General features: G+C 64.6%; 18 protein-coding genes. 8 read left to right on the top strand and 10 right to left on the bottom strand.

The window, feature by feature from the left end:
• Positions 1–78: 78 nt before the first annotated feature.
• Positions 79–981, bottom strand: a complete 903-nt coding sequence (locus D8W71_RS27130) for an A/G-specific adenine glycosylase (RefSeq protein WP_121118266.1) — start codon at positions 979–981, stop codon at positions 79–81.
• Positions 982–1,051: 70 nt separating this feature from the next.
• Here D8W71_RS27130 and D8W71_RS27125 point away from each other — a divergent pair, with 70 nt between their 5' ends.
• Positions 1,052–1,675: a carbonic anhydrase gene (locus D8W71_RS27125; RefSeq protein WP_121120002.1), complete on the top strand. Its 624-nt coding sequence runs from the start codon at positions 1,052–1,054 to the stop codon at positions 1,673–1,675.
• Positions 1,676–1,752: 77 nt separating this feature from the next.
• Positions 1,753–2,481, top strand: a complete 729-nt coding sequence (locus D8W71_RS27120; RefSeq protein ID WP_121118264.1) for a hypothetical protein — start codon at positions 1,753–1,755, stop codon at positions 2,479–2,481.
• Here the strand turns inward: D8W71_RS27120 and disA are convergent, their stop codons facing one another.
• The 3 genes from disA to D8W71_RS27105 all read right to left on the bottom strand — a co-directional run bounded on the left by disA (position 2,482) and on the right by D8W71_RS27105 (position 5,781).
• Entirely contained in the window at positions 2,482–3,579 is a 1,098-nt protein-coding gene (disA, locus tag D8W71_RS27115) for a DNA integrity scanning diadenylate cyclase DisA (RefSeq protein ID WP_121120000.1), read from the bottom strand.
• 92 nt (positions 3,580–3,671) lie between these two features.
• Positions 3,672–5,081, bottom strand: coding sequence for a DNA repair protein RadA (gene radA, locus D8W71_RS27110; RefSeq protein ID WP_121118262.1), 1,410 nt, complete (start codon positions 5,079–5,081; stop codon positions 3,672–3,674).
• A gap of 34 nt (positions 5,082–5,115) precedes the next feature.
• The gene (locus D8W71_RS27105) at positions 5,116–5,781 is read right to left on the bottom strand and encodes a hypothetical protein (protein WP_121119998.1); all 666 of its coding nucleotides are present in this window, start codon (positions 5,779–5,781) and stop codon (positions 5,116–5,118) included.
• Positions 5,782–6,114: 333 nt separating this feature from the next.
• Here D8W71_RS27105 and carD point away from each other — a divergent pair, with 333 nt between their 5' ends.
• The 6 genes from carD to D8W71_RS27075 all read left to right on the top strand — a co-directional run bounded on the left by carD (position 6,115) and on the right by D8W71_RS27075 (position 11,271).
• Positions 6,115–6,603 carry an RNA polymerase-binding transcription factor CarD gene (carD, locus tag D8W71_RS27100; protein ID WP_068376833.1) on the top strand — a complete coding sequence of 163 codons (489 nt, stop codon included), beginning with the start codon at positions 6,115–6,117 and terminating at the stop codon, positions 6,601–6,603.
• A complete protein-coding gene (gene ispD / locus D8W71_RS27095; RefSeq protein WP_121118260.1) occupies positions 6,604–7,284 on the top strand; it encodes a 2-C-methyl-D-erythritol 4-phosphate cytidylyltransferase in 681 nt (226 codons plus the stop codon). It begins immediately after the preceding gene.
• Positions 7,281–7,745, top strand: a complete 465-nt coding sequence (ispF, locus tag D8W71_RS27090; RefSeq protein WP_121118258.1) for a 2-C-methyl-D-erythritol 2,4-cyclodiphosphate synthase — start codon at positions 7,281–7,283, stop codon at positions 7,743–7,745. Before ispD ends, ispF begins: the two co-directional genes overlap by 4 nt.
• Positions 7,746–7,768: 23 nt before the next feature.
• Positions 7,769–9,184 carry a cysteine--tRNA ligase gene (gene cysS, locus D8W71_RS27085; RefSeq protein ID WP_121119996.1) on the top strand — a complete coding sequence of 472 codons (1,416 nt, stop codon included), beginning with the start codon at positions 7,769–7,771 and terminating at the stop codon, positions 9,182–9,184.
• A complete protein-coding gene (rlmB, locus tag D8W71_RS27080; RefSeq protein WP_121118257.1) occupies positions 9,184–10,164 on the top strand; it encodes a 23S rRNA (guanosine(2251)-2'-O)-methyltransferase RlmB in 981 nt (326 codons plus the stop codon). The genes cysS and rlmB overlap by 1 nt, the downstream gene beginning before the upstream one ends.
• 105 nt (positions 10,165–10,269) lie before the next feature.
• Positions 10,270–11,271 carry an iron-siderophore ABC transporter substrate-binding protein gene (locus D8W71_RS27075; RefSeq protein WP_201265208.1) on the top strand — a complete coding sequence of 334 codons (1,002 nt, stop codon included), beginning with the start codon at positions 10,270–10,272 and terminating at the stop codon, positions 11,269–11,271.
• Between the two features lie 34 nt (positions 11,272–11,305).
• Here the strand turns inward: D8W71_RS27075 and D8W71_RS27070 are convergent, their stop codons facing one another.
• From D8W71_RS27070 to D8W71_RS27045, 6 genes are read right to left on the bottom strand one after another with little or no spacing between them, the layout of a single operon-like run.
• Complete coding sequence (locus D8W71_RS27070) at positions 11,306–12,157, bottom strand: biotin-dependent carboxyltransferase family protein (protein ID WP_121118256.1); 852 nt, start codon at positions 12,155–12,157, stop codon at positions 11,306–11,308.
• Complete coding sequence (locus D8W71_RS27065) at positions 12,154–12,756, bottom strand: 5-oxoprolinase subunit B family protein (RefSeq protein WP_121118255.1); 603 nt, start codon at positions 12,754–12,756, stop codon at positions 12,154–12,156. Before D8W71_RS27065 ends, D8W71_RS27070 begins: the two co-directional genes overlap by 4 nt.
• On the bottom strand, positions 12,756–13,514 hold the full coding sequence (locus D8W71_RS27060; RefSeq protein WP_121119992.1) for a LamB/YcsF family protein: 759 nt from the start codon (positions 13,512–13,514) through the stop codon (positions 12,756–12,758). The genes D8W71_RS27065 and D8W71_RS27060 overlap by 1 nt, the downstream gene beginning before the upstream one ends.
• 11 nt (positions 13,515–13,525) lie before the next feature.
• Positions 13,526–14,404, bottom strand: coding sequence for a metal ABC transporter permease (locus tag D8W71_RS27055; RefSeq protein WP_121118254.1), 879 nt, complete (start codon positions 14,402–14,404; stop codon positions 13,526–13,528).
• Positions 14,401–15,222, bottom strand: a complete 822-nt coding sequence (locus D8W71_RS27050) for a metal ABC transporter ATP-binding protein (protein ID WP_121118253.1) — start codon at positions 15,220–15,222, stop codon at positions 14,401–14,403. The genes D8W71_RS27055 and D8W71_RS27050 overlap by 4 nt, the downstream gene beginning before the upstream one ends.
• 37 nt (positions 15,223–15,259) lie before the next feature.
• Positions 15,260–16,249 (bottom strand): metal ABC transporter solute-binding protein, Zn/Mn family, encoded by a 990-nt coding sequence (locus tag D8W71_RS27045; protein ID WP_121118252.1) that lies wholly within the window; start codon positions 16,247–16,249, stop codon positions 15,260–15,262.
• Between the last annotated feature and the right edge of the window lie 137 nt (positions 16,250–16,386).

The following is a 16,386-nucleotide window of genomic DNA, read 5'->3' as shown; positions in this document are numbered from 1 at the left end:
CACAGGAACGTAATTACTCACTCACGACCTCCGGCCGCGGGTCGTGAGTGGGTAGTGACACCAGACACCAGAACGTAACTACGCACGCACGGGCGGCGAAGCCGCGTCGCCCTCCCCAGCCAGGGCAAACATGCCGTCCTCGGTCTGTTCGACCAAGCCGTCGAGCAGCAGTGAATGCAGCGCCCGGTCACGCTGCCCGGGGTCGGTGAGCCACACGACGTCCAGACGTGCCCGCTCGACGGGTCCGTGACTGTCCCGCAGGACCGACATCAGTTTCCCGCGCACCTGGCGGTCGGTGCCCGCGAATTTCTGGACCTTCTTCGCCGGGCCTTCGTACGCGGGCCGACCCGCTTCGATCCACGAGCACTCGGGCAGTGGGCACAGCAGGCATGCGGGATTCTTCGCGGTACAGATCAAAGCACCGAGTTCCATCAACGCCGCCGAGTAGCGTGCAGCCTTGGCTCGGGTCCGTGGGAGGAGCGCGAGGGTGTCCGCGAGATCACGCGTCGTCGACGGGTTTCCAGGCTCTGCGGCTCCGTGCACGGCCCGCGCTACGACGCGTCGGACGTTGGTGTCGACGACGGGCACGCGCTGCCCGTAGGCGAAACATGCGACGGCCCGCGCGGTGTAGGCGCCGATGCCCGGCAGTCCGAGGAGGGTCTCCACGTCCTGGGGGACGACGTCACCGTGTTCGGAGGCAAGTACGCCCGCGCATTCGTGCAGTCGGAGCGCACGTCGGGGATAACCCAACTTCCCCCATGCACGCAGAACCTCGGCCTGTGACGACGCAGCCATCGCCGACGGCACGGGCCATCGCTGTACCCACTGCTCCCAGATGGGAGCGACGCGAGAGACCGGTGTCTGCTGGAGCATAATTTCGCTCATCAGGATCTGCCATCCGGTGACGCCCGGCCGACGCCACGGTAGGTCGCGTTCCTCGGAATCGAACCATCCGAGAAGGGCAGCTGTATCGATCGGCACGTCTCTCCTACGGCGTTGTCGAGAAGTACCCGACTCGCTGGTAACCAGCAGTACAGGCACAATGGATGACATGCCTGCTACGAACCCAGTCACAGCATGGAAGTCCCTCAAAGATGGTAACCAGCGTTTCGTCGCCGGAGAGCCACTGCACCCGAGTCAGGGAATCGAGGACCGCACACGTCTTGCGGAGGGCCAGCACCCAGGCGCAATCCTGTTCGGATGCGCCGACTCCCGCGTCGCCGCCGAGATCATTTTCGATCAGGGTCTCGGCGACATGTTCGTAGTCCGAACTGCGGGCCACACCATGGACTCGTCCGTTCTCGGATCGATCGAATACGGAGTCGCCGTCCTCGGAGCGCCACTCATCGTCGTGCTGGGCCACGACAGGTGCGGCGCCGTCAAAGCGACCATCGACGCCCTCGATTCCGGTGACACCCCCGGTGGCTACATTCGCGATGTAGTCGAGCGCGTCACTCCGTCGGTGCTGTCCGCACGCCGCGACGGGTACACCGCGGTCGACGATTTCGAGGCGCGTCACGTCGAGGAGACCGCGAATCTGCTGATGCAGCGCTCGCGCATCATCGCCGACAAAGTCGAAACGGGAGAGGTCGCAATCGTCGGTTTGACGTACAGGCTGTCCGAGGGCAGCGCACGTTTGCGCGAGGTCATCGGCGACATCGGCGAACTGCCTTGATCATCTCGGGCAGCTAGGTCGCGACACGCCGCAGGCGCTTGCCCGACGGGTGAGCTGATGGCACCTACGGTTGTTCTGTGTTGGAACCAACCGGGCCTTTGCCTCCCGAAATCTACTGGCGACGTCGTGCTCTCGCCATCGGTGCGGCCGTCGTCGTGCTCGGTTTGATCGTGTGGTTCATCGCCTCGCTCGGTGGCGGAGGCGACGAGAATCAGCAGGCCGAGCCCGCTGGTGTCGTGTCCTCGGCGAGCCCGACGACGACGGCACCCACCACCACCTCGTCTCAGGCGCTCGGCGCCGCCAGCGAAGGCGGGTCCGGCGGATCTGGTGGGTCTGGTGGGTCCTCGGGCGCTGCGGCATCCGGTGGTTCCGGGTCCAGCAGTGCGCCTGCTTCCGGTGCTCCGGTCGCGGCCAATCAGTGCCCCGATCAGAGCCTTGCGATCAAGGCGACGCCCGACAAGGCCACCTACCGGGTCGGCGAGGAACCTGGATTCACCGTCGTCATCACCAACATCAGCTCGACGGAGTGCCAGCGCGACGTCGGTGCAGGTCTGCAGCAGGCTTTGGTCTACACGCTCGACGATCAGCGCATCTGGTCCAACACGGACTGCTTCCCCGACGCGCAGTCCGATCTGCGGACCTTCAAGCCCGGTGAGCAGGCCGGCTTCACGGTCAAGTGGTCCGGCACCAATTCCGTCCCAGGATGCGAGGCCGAACGAATCCCGGTCGGTGCGGGCTCCTACAAGGTCATCGCACAGCTTGGTGAACTCCGCAGCTCGCCGGAGCCGTTCAACATCACGACCTAGTCAGTCGAACGGCCCGGCGATCGAAGATTCGGCCAGCCGGGACAGGCCTTCCCTGATGTGCCGTGCCCACAAGCCGCCGATGCCGTCGACCGACTGTAGATCGGCTGCTGTGGCCGCCAGCAGTACCTGAAGCGTCCCGAACGAGGCGACGAGCCGGTGGATCTGGCTGAACTGCAATCTCGGCACACGGGTCAGTACGCGGTAGCCGCGGGGGCTCATGGGAGTGTCGAGAGCTTCGATGGTCGAGGGGTAGCCGAAGGCTCTGGCCAGGGTGGTCAGATCGAGAAGATCGACGTCGGTGAGTTTGTCCAGAGCGCCGAGCGCGCGTTCGACGGCCGCTGTGCCAGCAGGTTCCGTTCCGGCAAGATAGTCACGCACCACGAGCTGACGGTCGACGTCGTTGTCGCCGAGCAGTTCCTCCAATTGGAGGGCCAATTGTCTTCCGTCGGTACCGAGTTCGAGTACGTTCTGCTCGATCTCGACCGAGACGCGTCGCACCATCTCCAGCCTCTGCGCAACGGTGAGGGCATCACGCAAGGTGACGAAGTCTTCGATCTCGACGACGGACAACTGACGTGTGGTCTCGTCGAGACGTGCCTTGTAGCGTTCGAGTGTCGCGACGGCCTGGTTGGCTCGTGACTGGATGGTCGCCGACCCCTCGACCACGTGCCGCACCCCTGCGACGTAGACACTGACAATGCTCATCGACTGACTCACCGACACGACCGGGTACCCGGTCTGCATCGCCGTACGCTCGGCTGCGCGGTGTCGCGTGCCGGACTCGACGGTGGGGATCTTGTGGTCGGGAACCAGTTGGACATTGGATCGGACGATCCGTGTGCCGTCCGTCGACAACACGACGGCCCCGTCCATCTTCGACAGCTCGCGTAGCCGGGTGGGTGCGAATTCGACGTCCAATTCGAAACCGCCGTCGCAGATAGCCTCGACCTCGTCGTCGTAACCGAGGACGATGAGCCCACCCGTGCGACCGCGGAGGATGCGCTCCAGGCCGTCGCGGAGGGCAGTGCCCGGCGCCAACCTCGCGATGGTCTCCCTCAACGCGGCGGACGACGGCTCGCCGCGTGTGGAGTCGTCCATGGTCATCCCCTCGTCGGTGTCGGCTCTGCTGCAAGCTTGCGCAATTTCACGGCACTTCGCAGCCCCGCAGGTAGAAGGTTACTTGAGCGATATCACCGTGATCGCGTACGCAGTGAATTCAGTGCGTCGCCGAGATTGGTGACGGTCTTCACCTTCATTCCGGCAGGGATGGCGTCCTCGTGTTCCGGGGTGATGGCATGGGTGAAGCCGAGCCGCGCCGCCTCGGCCAGTCGGCGCCCGAGACCGGAGACCCGCCGAACCTCGCCGGCCAATCCGACCTCGCCGAGAATCACGAATCCAGGCGGGAGGGGGACATCGGTGACGGCCGATGCGACGGCTGCCGCCAGCGCGAGATCCGCCGCAGGTTCACTGGTCTTCATGCCGCCGACCGTCGCTGCGTACACCTCGGTCTTGGCGACTTTCACGCCACAGCGTCGTTCGAGAACGGCAAGGATCATCGCGACACGGGCCGAGTCGAGGCCGCTGACCGCGCGTCGTGGTGACGGCATGTGCGTGTCCACGACGAGTGCCTGCAGTTCGGCCAGTAGGGGCCTCTTGCCGTCCATGGTGACCGTGACGGCAGTGCCGGGGACCGAGTCGGTGCGGTGGTGCAGGAAGAGTCCCGACGGATCCGAGATGCCCTCGATGCCGGTGTCGCGCAACTCGAAACACCCGACTTCGTCGGAGGCACCGAAGCGATTCTTGACGCCACGGATCATGCGCAGCGTGGTGTGTTTGTCGCCTTCGAAGTGAAGGACGACGTCGACGAGGTGTTCGAGTGATCGGGGTCCGGCGACGGCGCCGTCCTTGGTGACGTGCCCGATGAGCAGTACCGCTACGCCTGTGGTCTTCGCGAGTGAGGTGAGCGCACTGGTTATGGCGCGGACCTGCGTCACACCACCGATGACGCCGTCGACGTCGGCGGCGAGCATCGTCTGAACGGAGTCGACGATCAGCAGGCTCGGCTTCACTTGCTCGACGTGCCCGAAGACGGTCGCGAGATCGGATTCGGCGGCGAGGTAGACGCGTTCGTGAACGGCGCCGGTTCGGTCGGCGCGCAGTCGCACCTGCCCGGCCGACTCCTCGCCGGTGACGTACAGGGCACGCCGATCTTCGCCGGTCCGTGCCCAGCGGTGCACGACCTCGAGAAGCAAGGTGGATTTTCCGACGCCGGGTTCACCGGCGAGTAGAACCACCGAGCCGGGGACTAGCCCGCCTCCGAGCACTCGATCGAATTCGGATATTCCGGTGGAGTTGGCCTGGGAGGATGTGCTGCTGACCTGGGTGATGGCGGTGGCAGGAGTAGTCGGAACCATCGCAGCCATGGGCGATCGAGTGTTGCCTGCCCCGAGGCCGGATGCACCCGCGCGACTGGCGACGGGAGCGAGCACAGGCGCTTCGTCCATCGAGCCCCAGCTACCACACTCCGGGCAACGGCCGACCCACTTGGCCACGGTGTGCTGGCAGGCCGAACAGCGGTAGTTCGTCTTCAGTTTGGCCACGGGCAAAGACTAGAGGTGGCTACCGACAGGAACGTCAGTTGTTGCCGTCGGTAGCTTCCTCGACCTGAGTTTCGACGATGCTCTCTTCGACACTGTGAGCTTCGGCCTCCACCGGCGACTTCGCTGAGACGTCGCGGGGAAGAACCTGACCTGCATCGACGGGGACGAGCAACTCGACGTCGCCTGCCTCCTCGAACGTGAAGGTGACAGGCACGGTGAGCCCGGGGCGAACTTCCTCGCCGATGCCGTTCAGTTCGACGACGATGAACTGGAGCGGGATACCGGGATCCTCGACCTGGTTGTCGACGGGGGCGCCTGCTCCGAGGGCGGTGAGCGGGGCGATCTCCGTGCCGCCCGACTCCTCGCCGACAGTGATCGACGACGCTGCAGTCGTCGAGATGCGCGTGAGGGTGTCGGCGCTCGCGGGGCTGTTGTTGACGACGATGAATCCGAGTTCGACCTTGCCGCCCGGCTCGATCGAGTACTCCTCGGTCTGGGGGTAGACGACGTGCACGTTGCGCAGCGAGATGTTGCCGACCTCGGCTGAGTTTCCGTTGACCGCAGCGACCTGGTCGGAGGTCTGTGAGACCTGTCCGGCACCACAGGCACTCAGCGTCAGTACTCCGCCCGCAGCGATGGCGACAGCGGTTGCCAATCGACGGGTCTTACGGTTCGCAGTCGCAGCAATGAACGCAGTCACTTCGTCGTCCTCCAGTTGTGGCCGTCTGTAGTGGACGCCGTGCGATGCAGCCGCGTCGATCAGCCGATCCATCTCGTCCACTAGGCAGAGTAGTAGTCACCCGGCGAAGGGGGATCGCTGGGGCGCAAACTATGTCCCGAAAAGTACCCTTATCGGCGTGTTGACCGGCGTTTCGTGTCGTTTCCGCCACAGCGCGCAAACTGAACCGAAGGGGTGTCGGATACACGTTACGGCGCCTGTGTCAACCCCTGCGAAGACAGGACTACGCCCCTGACCTGCGCCGTTGATCCGAGCGCGTGGTAAAGTGGGTAAATCGAAAGGGGCATGGGACACATGATTTTCAAGGTCGGAGACACCGTCGTTTACCCCCATCACGGAGCGGCGCTGATCGAAGCGATAGAAACCCGCACCATCAAGGGTGAACCACGAGAGTACCTAGTTCTCAAAGTCGCTCAAGGCGATCTCACCGTCCGAGTTCCCGCAGACAACGCCGAATACGTCGGAGTGCGTGACGTCGTTGGGCAAGAGGGTCTCGACAAAGTCTTCCAGGTGCTGCGTGCACCGCACACCGAAGAGCCGACCAACTGGTCGCGCCGGTACAAGGCAAACCTCGAGAAGCTCGCTTCCGGCGACGTCAACAAGGTAGCCGAGGTCGTCCGCGATCTCTGGCGACGTGAGCAGGATCGTGGCCTCTCGGCAGGCGAGAAGCGCATGCTCGCCAAGGCGCGTCAGATTCTCGTCGGTGAGCTCGCGCTCGCCGAGGGAACGGACGAGGCCAAGGCCGACACCATTCTCGACGAAGTTCTCGCTGCAGCTTCGTAAGTGAGTTCGCATCTCGGTCCCGTCGTCGCGCTCGTTCCGGCGGCGGGCCAAGGCCTTCGCCTTCTGCGAGGTCAGCCGAAGGCATTCGTCGAACTCGGCGGCTCCACATTGTTGCAACGATCGGTCGACGGCCTGACATCGTCAGGGGCCGTCGACCGTGTTGTCGTAATGGTGCCCGCTGATCTGGTCGAACACACACGTGCACTGTTCGGTCCGTCCGTAACAGTCGTGGCGGGCGCCGCAGAGCGAACGGACTCCGTTCGCTCCGGTCTGTCCGAAGTAGGTGACGCCGGCATCGTGCTCGTACACGACGCCGCCCGCGCACTCACCCCACCGACATTGATCGCACGTGTCGTAGCGGAGGTCAGAGCGGGCCGTACCGCTGTCGTGCCTGCCCTCCCCGTGGCCGACACGATCAAATCCGTCGACATCATGGGCGCCGTGGTCGGCACACCCGACCGGAGCGCGCTACGTGCGATCCAAACGCCGCAGGGATTTCGAGCCGACCTGCTCCGCCGCGCCTACGCCGAGGCGTCGGGCACCGCGACCGACGATGCGGGTCTGGTCGAACGACTGGGCGAAACCGTCCACACCATCGTCGGTGACGCACTAGCTTTCAAGATCACTACGCCTCACGACCTTCTGTTGGCCGAGGCGATCGTCCTGCAGGAGAGCGTATGAGGGTCGGTATCGGCAGCGACGTGCATCCGATCGAAGTCGGTCGTCCGTGCTGGCTCGCAGGTCTGCTCTTCGAGGACGCAGACGGTTGTGAAGGCCATTCCGACGGTGACGTCGCCGCTCATGCCCTGTGTGACGCGCTTCTGTCGGCAGCAGGCCTGGGCGATCTCGGGTCCGTGTTCGGGACCGGACGACCCGAATGGGACGGTGTCAGCGGTTCGGCGATGCTCACCGAGGTGCGCCGACTGCTTACCGAGAGCGGCTTTGCCATCGGCAACGCTGCGGTGCAGATCATCGGCAACCGGCCCAAGATCGGACCGCGGCGCCTCGAAGCTCAGGAAACCTTGTCGACGGTGCTCGGAGCGCCGGTATCGGTATCGGCGACCACCACCGACGGACTCGGATTGACGGGTCGAGGTGAGGGAATCGCCGCCATCGCTACCGCACTTGTCGTGACGGAGTAAATGCACCGGTAGCATTGCTGGTCGTGACCCTTCACCTATACGACACCGAGACGAGGGCCCTGCGGGAATTTTCCCCCTTGGTCCCTGGCCATGCATCGGTGTATCTGTGTGGGGCGACGGTCCAGGGTGAGCCGCACATCGGTCACGTACGTAGTGGAGTCGCCTTCGACGTGTTGCGGCGTTGGCTTCTCGCCCACGACTACGACGTGGCGTTCATCCGCAACGTCACCGATATCGACGACAAGATATTGAACAAGGCACGCGACGCCGGCCGCCCGTGGTGGGAGTGGGCAGCGACGTTCGAGCGATCGTTCACCTGGGCGTACGACAAGCTCGGAGTACTTCCGCCCTCGGCCGAGCCGCGGGCGACCGGGCACATCACACAGATGGTCGAGCTGATCGAACGGCTCATCGCTTCCGGTCATGCGTATGCCGCGGAAGGTGACGTCTATTTCGACGTCGTCAGCTTCCCCGATTACGGCGCACTGTCCGGTCACAAACTCGACGACGTTCATCAGGGTGAGAGCGTCGGCGCCGGAAAGCGCGACCCGCGAGACTTCACGCTGTGGAAGGCTGCGAAGCCAGGCGAGCCGTCGTGGCCGACGCCGTGGGGCCGTGGCCGGCCGGGTTGGCATCTCGAATGCTCGGCTATGTGCGAGGCGTACCTCGGTCCGGACTTCGATATCCATTGCGGCGGTTTGGATCTGGTGTTTCCACATCACGAGAACGAGCGCGCTCAGAGCAAGGCTGCAGGCGACGGATTCAGCCGATACTGGCTCCACAACGGCTGGGTCACCATGGGCGGCGAGAAGATGTCGAAATCGCTCGGCAACGTCCTGTCCGTGCCGAATGTGCTGAAAAGCGTTCGACCGCAGGAACTTCGCTACTACCTCGGAAGTGCGCACTACCGTTCGATGCTTGAGTATTCGGACAATGCACTGCAGACGGCAGCGGTCACGTACCGCGGCATCGAAGGTTTCGTGAAGCGCACCGTCGAACGCGCCGGAGAGGTTCCGCTCGGCACGTGGACCGAGGACTTCGCCGCCGCGCTGAACGACGATCTCGGAGTACCCAAGGCCCTCGCTGCCGTGCATGCAACGGTGAAAACCGGCAACAGTGCGCTCGAGAGTGGGGACCTTTCCGGAGCCGTCGAGCAGGCGTCGAAGGTCAGGGCGATGCTGTCCATTCTCGGCGTCGACCCACTCGACCCGCATTGGGCAGCTGATTCGGGCGACAACGATGCCGTCGTCGGAGCCCTCGGTGTTCTGGTCGACGCCGAGTTGCAGCGCCGCGCACAGGCGAAGGTCGACAAGGACTGGGCCGCAGCGGACGCGATCAGGGACCGTCTGGCGAAGGCCGGAATAGACGTGACAGACACCCCCAACGGGCCCGAATGGTCCGTCGGGGCAACCAGTGGTACCGACGAAGCAGGGCAGTGATGGCAGGCAATTCCAGTAGGCGCGGCGCAGTTCGCAAGACAGGCACCAAGAAGGGGCAGGTCGCCGGATCCGGCGGTAACCGCCGCAGGGGCCTCGAAGGACGCGGTGCGACGCCACCAGCCGAGGCCAGGACGAAGCACCCCGCGTCGCGACGGGCCAAGCTTGCGGAGAAGTCCGCACAGAACCAAGGCGGCGGTGGCAGGCAGGGCGGCGGTCGCGTCGCGAGCAGAAAGAACGACGACGCTCCCGAGGTGGTGCTGGGTCGTAACCCTGTCGTGGAGTGCCTCCGCGCGGGTGTGCCGGCGACGGCTCTGTGGGTCGCTGTCGGCACCGACAGCGACGAGCGGCTCAAGGAGAGCATTCAGCGCGCCGCCGACGCCGGCATCTCGATTCTCGAGGTGCCACGCAGCGATCTGGACAAGCTCAGCGTCAACGGCCTGCACCAGGGTCTCGCGCTTCAGGTGCCGCCGTATCGCTACGCACACCCCGACGATCTTCTCGGTGCCGCTCGCGCACACCAGGAGTCTGCGATTCTCGTCGCGCTCGACAACATCACCGACCCCCGCAACCTCGGAGCTGTCGTGCGTTCCGTCGCTGCCTTCGGTGGCCATGGCGTCGTGATCCCGCAGCGTCGAAGCGCAAGCGTGTCCGCAGTCGCATGGCGCACGAGTGCCGGTGCGGCGGCCCGGCTTCCCGTCGCTCGGGCTACCAATCTGACTCGTACGCTCAAGGATTGGCAGACCAAGGGTGTCACCATCGTCGGCCTCGACGCCGAGGGCGACACCACGCTCGACGACTTCGACGCCAGCGGACCCGTCGCCATCGTCGTCGGATCCGAGGGCAAGGGCCTCTCGCGCTTGGTTCGTGAGACCTGCGATTCGATCCTGTCGATTCCGATGGCTGGGCCGGTCGAGTCGCTGAATGCATCCGTAGCAGCGGGCGTTGTGCTCGCCGACATCGCGCGTCAGCGTAGGCGGTAAGCGGCTTCGCCGCCCGTGCGTGGGTAGTGACACCCCAATGTCATTACGCACGCACGACCCGCGACGAATGTTAGGTTAGTCGAACCTAACGAAAGGGTTCGTCACGTGGCGTTCAACAGTGTGCGCGCAGTTGCGGGCATCGCAGCATTCGGTCTTGTTCTCGGTGTGGGCGCGTGTGCCTCCGATGCAGAGGAGAAGCCGGCGACCGAGACACGTTCTGTGGTGCACAAGCTCGGGACCACCGAGGTCCCCGTCGACCCCGAACGGATCGTCACCGTCGGCTACTCGGATCAGGACACTCTGCTTGCGTTCGCGGAGGTTCCGGTCGGGGTCACCGATTGGTATGGGGACTATCCGTACGCAACGTGGCCGTGGGCCCAGGACGCGCTGGGCGACGCCCAGCCTGAGGTGTTCAATCGGGGGCAGTTCACCGGGCAGGCCAACATCGCCTACGAGCAGATCGCCGCGCTGCAACCGGATCTCATCATGGCCCAGTACATCGATGTCAGCAGTGACGCCTATTCACGCTTGAGCGAGATCGCTCCCACCGTGACGGGCTCGCCCGACTACCCCGATTTCGGTATGCCGTGGCAGGAGAGCGTCCGACTTGTCGGCGATACTCTAGGGCAGTCCGACAAGGCTGCAGAGCTGGTCTCCGACGTCGATGCCGAACTGACCGCGCAACGGCAAGCTCATCCCGAGTTCGAGGGCAAGACCGTCGCGGTCGCCGAGGCCGGTGAACCGGGCAGCTTCTGGGTGCGGTCGCCGAACGACCAGCGTTCTCGTCTTCTCACGTCCTTGGGGTTCGTAATTCCGCAGCAGATTGCCGATCTCGCGGGAGACCAGGACGCATTCCAGATCAGCACCGAACAACTGGGAATGCTCGATCTCGATGTGCTGGTGTGGAACACGGGCAGTAGCGTAGGCACGAGCGATCAGGTCAAGGCAGTGCCGACGTATCAGGCCTTGAACGTCGCACGGGACGGCAGAGCCATCTTCGTCGATGATCCGATCGTGTCCGGTGCCTTGACGTGGGGCACGGTCCTGAGCCTGCCATTCGCAATCGACGCGCTCGTCCCACAGCTCGCCGAGGCTGCATCCAAGTAACGGCACGTGCGTGCGTAATGACACTCCGCTGTCATTACGCACGCACGGGCGCGAAGCGCACGACATCCCCCGGGCGTAGCTGGCCGAGGCGGGGAAGGTCGGCGCTGGTGACGACACCGATGACCGGGTAACCGCCGGTGACGGGGTGGTCGGCCAGGAACACGACCGGTTGACCGTCAGGAGGGACCTGAAGGGCGCCGACGACCATGCCTTCGCTGGGGAGTTCAGCGGTGCCCGAGCGTTCCAACGGTGCGACGCCATCGAGTCTGACGCCGACGCGGTCGGCTTCGGAGGTGACCGTCCATTCCTGGCCGAACAGTGCGGACGCGTCGGCGAACCAGTCGTCGCGGGGGCCGAGGATTACCCGGATGGGCCCGGAATCGATACGCGGTGGGGCCCAGGATGCGGCAGGCCAATCGGTCGACTCCCGGCCGATGGTGAGCACGTCGTTCGCAGCGAGCGGCGCTGGTCCGAGCTCGGCCATCGTGTCGGTCGATCTGCTTCCGAGAACCGGTTCGACGTCGATGCCGCCTCGGACCGCGAGATAGGTCCGAAGTCCGGAAATGGCTGTCCCGATGAACAATTCGTCCCCATCGGCGAGGTTGAGAGTGCAGTGCATCGCATCGCCGACGCCGTTGATCGTCACCGGCGCCCGAGCCCCGGTCGCCGCGGTCACGACGGGTCCGTGCGCTCGTATTCGCAGTCCGCCGAGAGTCGTCTCCACTGTTGCTGCGCCGAGCATGTTGCCTACCAGCCGATTTGCGGTGTCATGTGCGTCGCTGTCCGCAGCTCCGGAGCGGCCGACGCCGATGGACGAATATCCGAGCCTGCCTCGATCCTGGACTGTGGAAAGCGCACCCGGGGAGAGCACTTCGATGGAACTCATCGTTGCTCGAACCGGACGGTTGCTCCCGGTTGCAACAGGGCAGGTGGGTCGCGGTGAACGTCCCATAGCGGCGCATCGGTTCTTCCGATCAGCTGCCAACCGCCCGGGGAGCTGCGCGGGTAGATGCCCGAGAATTCACCCGCCAGCCCCACCGAACCTGCGGGCACCTTCGTGCGTGGTGTGTTGCGGCGAGGCACGTGCAGCCGATCGTTTTCGCCGACGAGGTAGCCGAATCCCGGCGCAAATCCGCCGAACGCAACGGTCCACGTCTGCTCCGTGTGTGCGCGGATAACCTCGTCGACGCTCATCGACGTGGCCTCGGCTACGTCACCCAGGTCCTCGCCGTTGTAGGACACTACGATGACCACGGGTTCGCTGTTTTCTGCTGCGGTGGAGTTCGCAGGATCTTTTGTGCGGACCCAATCGAGCACGCGATCGCGATTCCCGTTGTGCCGCACGAGGACGGTGCGCGCAGCGGGGACGAGGTCCTCGACTTCGTCGATCGGGGACTGGGCGAGAGACCGGTAGTACGTCATGGTCTCGGCCAAGTCGGAATACTCGACGAGCAATGCGTGATCTCCGCAGTCGTGGATGATCATCAGACGAACGCGGAGATGTCGATGTCGTTGTCGGACAGTGTATTACGGACTGCACGTGCCATCTCGAGTGCGCCGGGCGAATCTCCGTGCACGCAGACGGATTCGGCGTCGATGCTCACTGTCGAGCCGTCGATCGCCTCGACCACACCGTCGCGTACCAGCCTGAGTACCCGCTCGGCCACCGTGGACGGATCGGACAGGACTGCGCCGTCGATACGCCTGGATACCAACTCGCCGCTCGGGGTGTACGCACGATCGGCGAACGCCTCGGAGACGGTTCTCAGTCCGGCTCCGTGGGCTACGTCGAGGAATACGGAGCCGGGTAGTCCGAGGACAGGAAGAGTCGGGTCGTAGGTGCGTACGGCGTCGACCACGGCCTGCGCTTGCTCTCGATGGCTGACGATCGCGTTGTACAGCGCTCCATGAGGTTTGACGTAGGCGATCGCTGAACCGGCCGCCTGAGCGAGACCGTCGAGGGCGCCCATCTGGTACAGAACGTCGGCGGTCAGATCGGCAGGCTCGATGTCGATGAAGCGTCTGCCGAATCCGGCGAGATCGCGGTAACCGACTTGAGCGCCGATACGAACGGCACCATCCGCAGCAGCGCGACAGGTGTCGAGAATCGTCCGCGGATCGCCCGCGTGGAAGCCGCACGCGACATTCGCGCTCGTGACGACCGCCAACATGGCGTCGTCGTCACCTAGTTTCCAGGTACCGAAACTTTCGCCGAGGTCCGAGTTCAAATCGATGGAAGGCATCGGAGCCAAGTCTAGACCGCGAGCACCCGTCCTGAATTGGCCTTACGGCGAGATCCCACGGCACGGCAGACGAGGTAGATAACGAACGAGATCGTGGTCACGAAGGTCGACACGGGCACGCCGGGAGCCAGGGACAGCAGAATCCCGCCGACGGCCGCGGTTTCGGCGAACAGGATGGACAGCAGCGTCGCTTTCAGCGGGCTGGCAGTCACACGTGCGGCAGCGGCTGCGGGGGTGATGAGCAGCGACAGAACCAGCAGAGCACCGACGATCTGTACACCCAACGCGCAGGCTACGCCGACCAACACAGCGAAGACGACCGACAACGCCCGTACCGGGACGCCTCTGGCCAGTGCGACCTCCGGGTCGGTGCTGGCGAACAACAAGGGGCGGTAGACGACTGCCAGCACGATCAGCACGAGCACCGCGCAGATCAACAGCAACTGCAACCCGCTCTGCCCGACGCCGACGATTTGGCCGATGAGGAGCGAGAAGCTGGTGCCGGTACGTCCGGGGTACAGCCAGATGAAGAGCACCGACAGGCCGAGACCGAACGACATGATCACGCCGATGACCGAGTCGCGGTCGCGCGCCTTCGATCCGAGCAGCGCGAACATCACGGCCGCGACGACGGATCCGACGATCGCTCCGAGTCCGACGGTGATGCCCACGAGCAGTGCCGCCGATGCACCCGTCAGCGACAGCTCACTCGAGCCGTGAACCGCGAATGCCCATTGACGGCTGACGATGAGCGGTCCGAGCGCGCCCGCGAGCAACCCGAGGATGGCGGCCGCGATGAGTGCTTGTTGAACGAAGTCGTAGCTCAGCAGGTTCGCGGTGGTGCTGAAGTCGAAGATCTTGGAGAAGGCGTCTATGACTTTCTCGTTCACGACACGTCCTCGGTAGGTGGGTGGTGCGCACCCGCAGTTCCCAGCGCATCGATGGAGTCTCCGGTGCCGACGACGATGAGTCGGCCGCGGACTTTCAACACCTCGACCTCGGTGCCGTACAACTCCGAAAGCACCTCGGTGGTCATCACTTCGGCAGGTCGGCCGATACGGAACTTGCCGTCGACGATGTACACGACGCGATCGACGAGAGGAAGGATCGGATTGATCTCGTGGGTGACGAAGAGGACCGCGGTGCCGTGCTCCCGGCGTCGTCGATCGATCAGTTCGGACACCAACCGCTGGTTCGCGAGATCGAGGCTGAGCAAAGGCTCGTCGCACAGCAGGACCGACGGATCGCCGACGAGTGCCTGCGCGATACGCAGCCGTTGCTGCTCGCCGCCGGACAGCGTGCCGACGGGCGCGTCGGCGAATGCGCCTGCACCGACCTGTTCGATTGCGTCGTCGACGATTCGCCTGCGTTCACGCCGTCCCCGAAGTCCGATTCCCCACTGATGACCGTCCCAGCCGAGGCCGACGAGATCGCGCCCGCGCAGGGGCAAACCGTCGTCGATGCTGCGTTGTTGGGGAACGTAACCGACGCCCGACTGGCCGCGGCGAACCGGAGCATCGCCGATGGTGGCATCGCCCGTGGTCAGATGGTTCTGGCCGAGCAGGACCTTGAGCAGCGAAGTCTTGCCGGAGCCGTTGGGGCCAAGGACGGCGACGAATTCGCCGGCCTCGACGCTCAGGTCGAGGTTCTGCCACAGCGTGCGCTCACCGAACGCCAAACCGGCGTCGCGCAGTTCTACAGCAGACATGCGTTCATCTTCCCAGGGCCGTGCGTATCGGGCCTAGTCAGGATGCACTGAGTGCGGCTTGGAGATCCTCGGCCGCCTTGGTCTGCCACTCGATGTAGGTCAGACCTTCGGGCAGAGTTTCGGTGACCTCGACGACGGGCACACCCGCCGCTTCGGCGGTCGAGCGGATGTCCTGTGTGACGGCGTCCTGAGTCTGGGTGTTGTAGACCAGTGCTTTGACCGAGTTCGAGGTGAACAGGTCGCGAGTGGCTGCGATGGAGGCAGGCGACGGATCGTTGCCCTCCTCGATGGCGTCCTTGAAGTCCTCGGGCGTCTTGTCGTCCAAGCCGGATTCTTCGATCAGGTAGTGCGCAATCGGCTCGGTTTGTGCGACGGGCACGTTGCTGTGATCGGCGGCGATCTTCGCCGTCACGTCGGTGATGCCGTGCACCTGCTCGTGGAAGGTTTCGGCGTTGGCGGTGTACTGCGCGGCATTGTCGGGATCGAGCTGTCCGAGTGACTCTGCAATGGATTCTGCAGTGGCAGCGGCTACTTCGGCGTTGTACCAGACGTGTTCGTTGACCTCGCCGTGGCTGTGCCCATCGGTGTCGGCCGGCTCCGCTGTGTCGGCCGGCTCCGCGGTGTCCTCGTCGTGGGCGTGATCGGCATCGAGAAGGTCGAATGCGTTGACCGACGGCACGTTCTGGCCCTCGGAAGCGAGGATGTCGTCGATGAACTCGTCGTATCCGCCGCCGTTGTACACGACGAGCGACGCCTCGGCGATCTTGGCGGCGTCACCGGGGCTTGCTTCGTACGAGTGGGGGTCTGCCGACGGGTCGGCGATGATCGAGTCGACGGTGGCCAAGTCGCCTGCAACGGCTTCGGCGACGCTTCCCCACACGTTGGTCGAGGCGACGATGGTGATCGGTCCGTCGACTGCGGTTGCGGGCGCCGACGTCGTCTGGGTCTCGGTGTCCGAACTGCACGCGCTGAGGGTGAGAGTGGCGGCGCAGGACAATCCGACGAGCGCGGTGGTGGTACGACGCATGGGGGTGCTCCTGGAAGAAATCTAGATGCAATTGGAAACCGTTACCGTTGTACTCTAGCTATTTCCTGGTCACGGATCGAATCGGGCATCGGCTCCTCGATTTTCACTGGGACCCGGTTTGCGACTAACGTCCGAGT

Source organism: Rhodococcus sp. P1Y (genome assembly GCF_003641205.1).
Taxonomy (GTDB): Bacteria; Actinomycetota; Actinomycetes; order Mycobacteriales; family Mycobacteriaceae; genus Rhodococcoides.
Note: the sequence above shows the minus strand (reverse complement) of the source record. Positions and strands in the feature narration are given on the sequence as shown.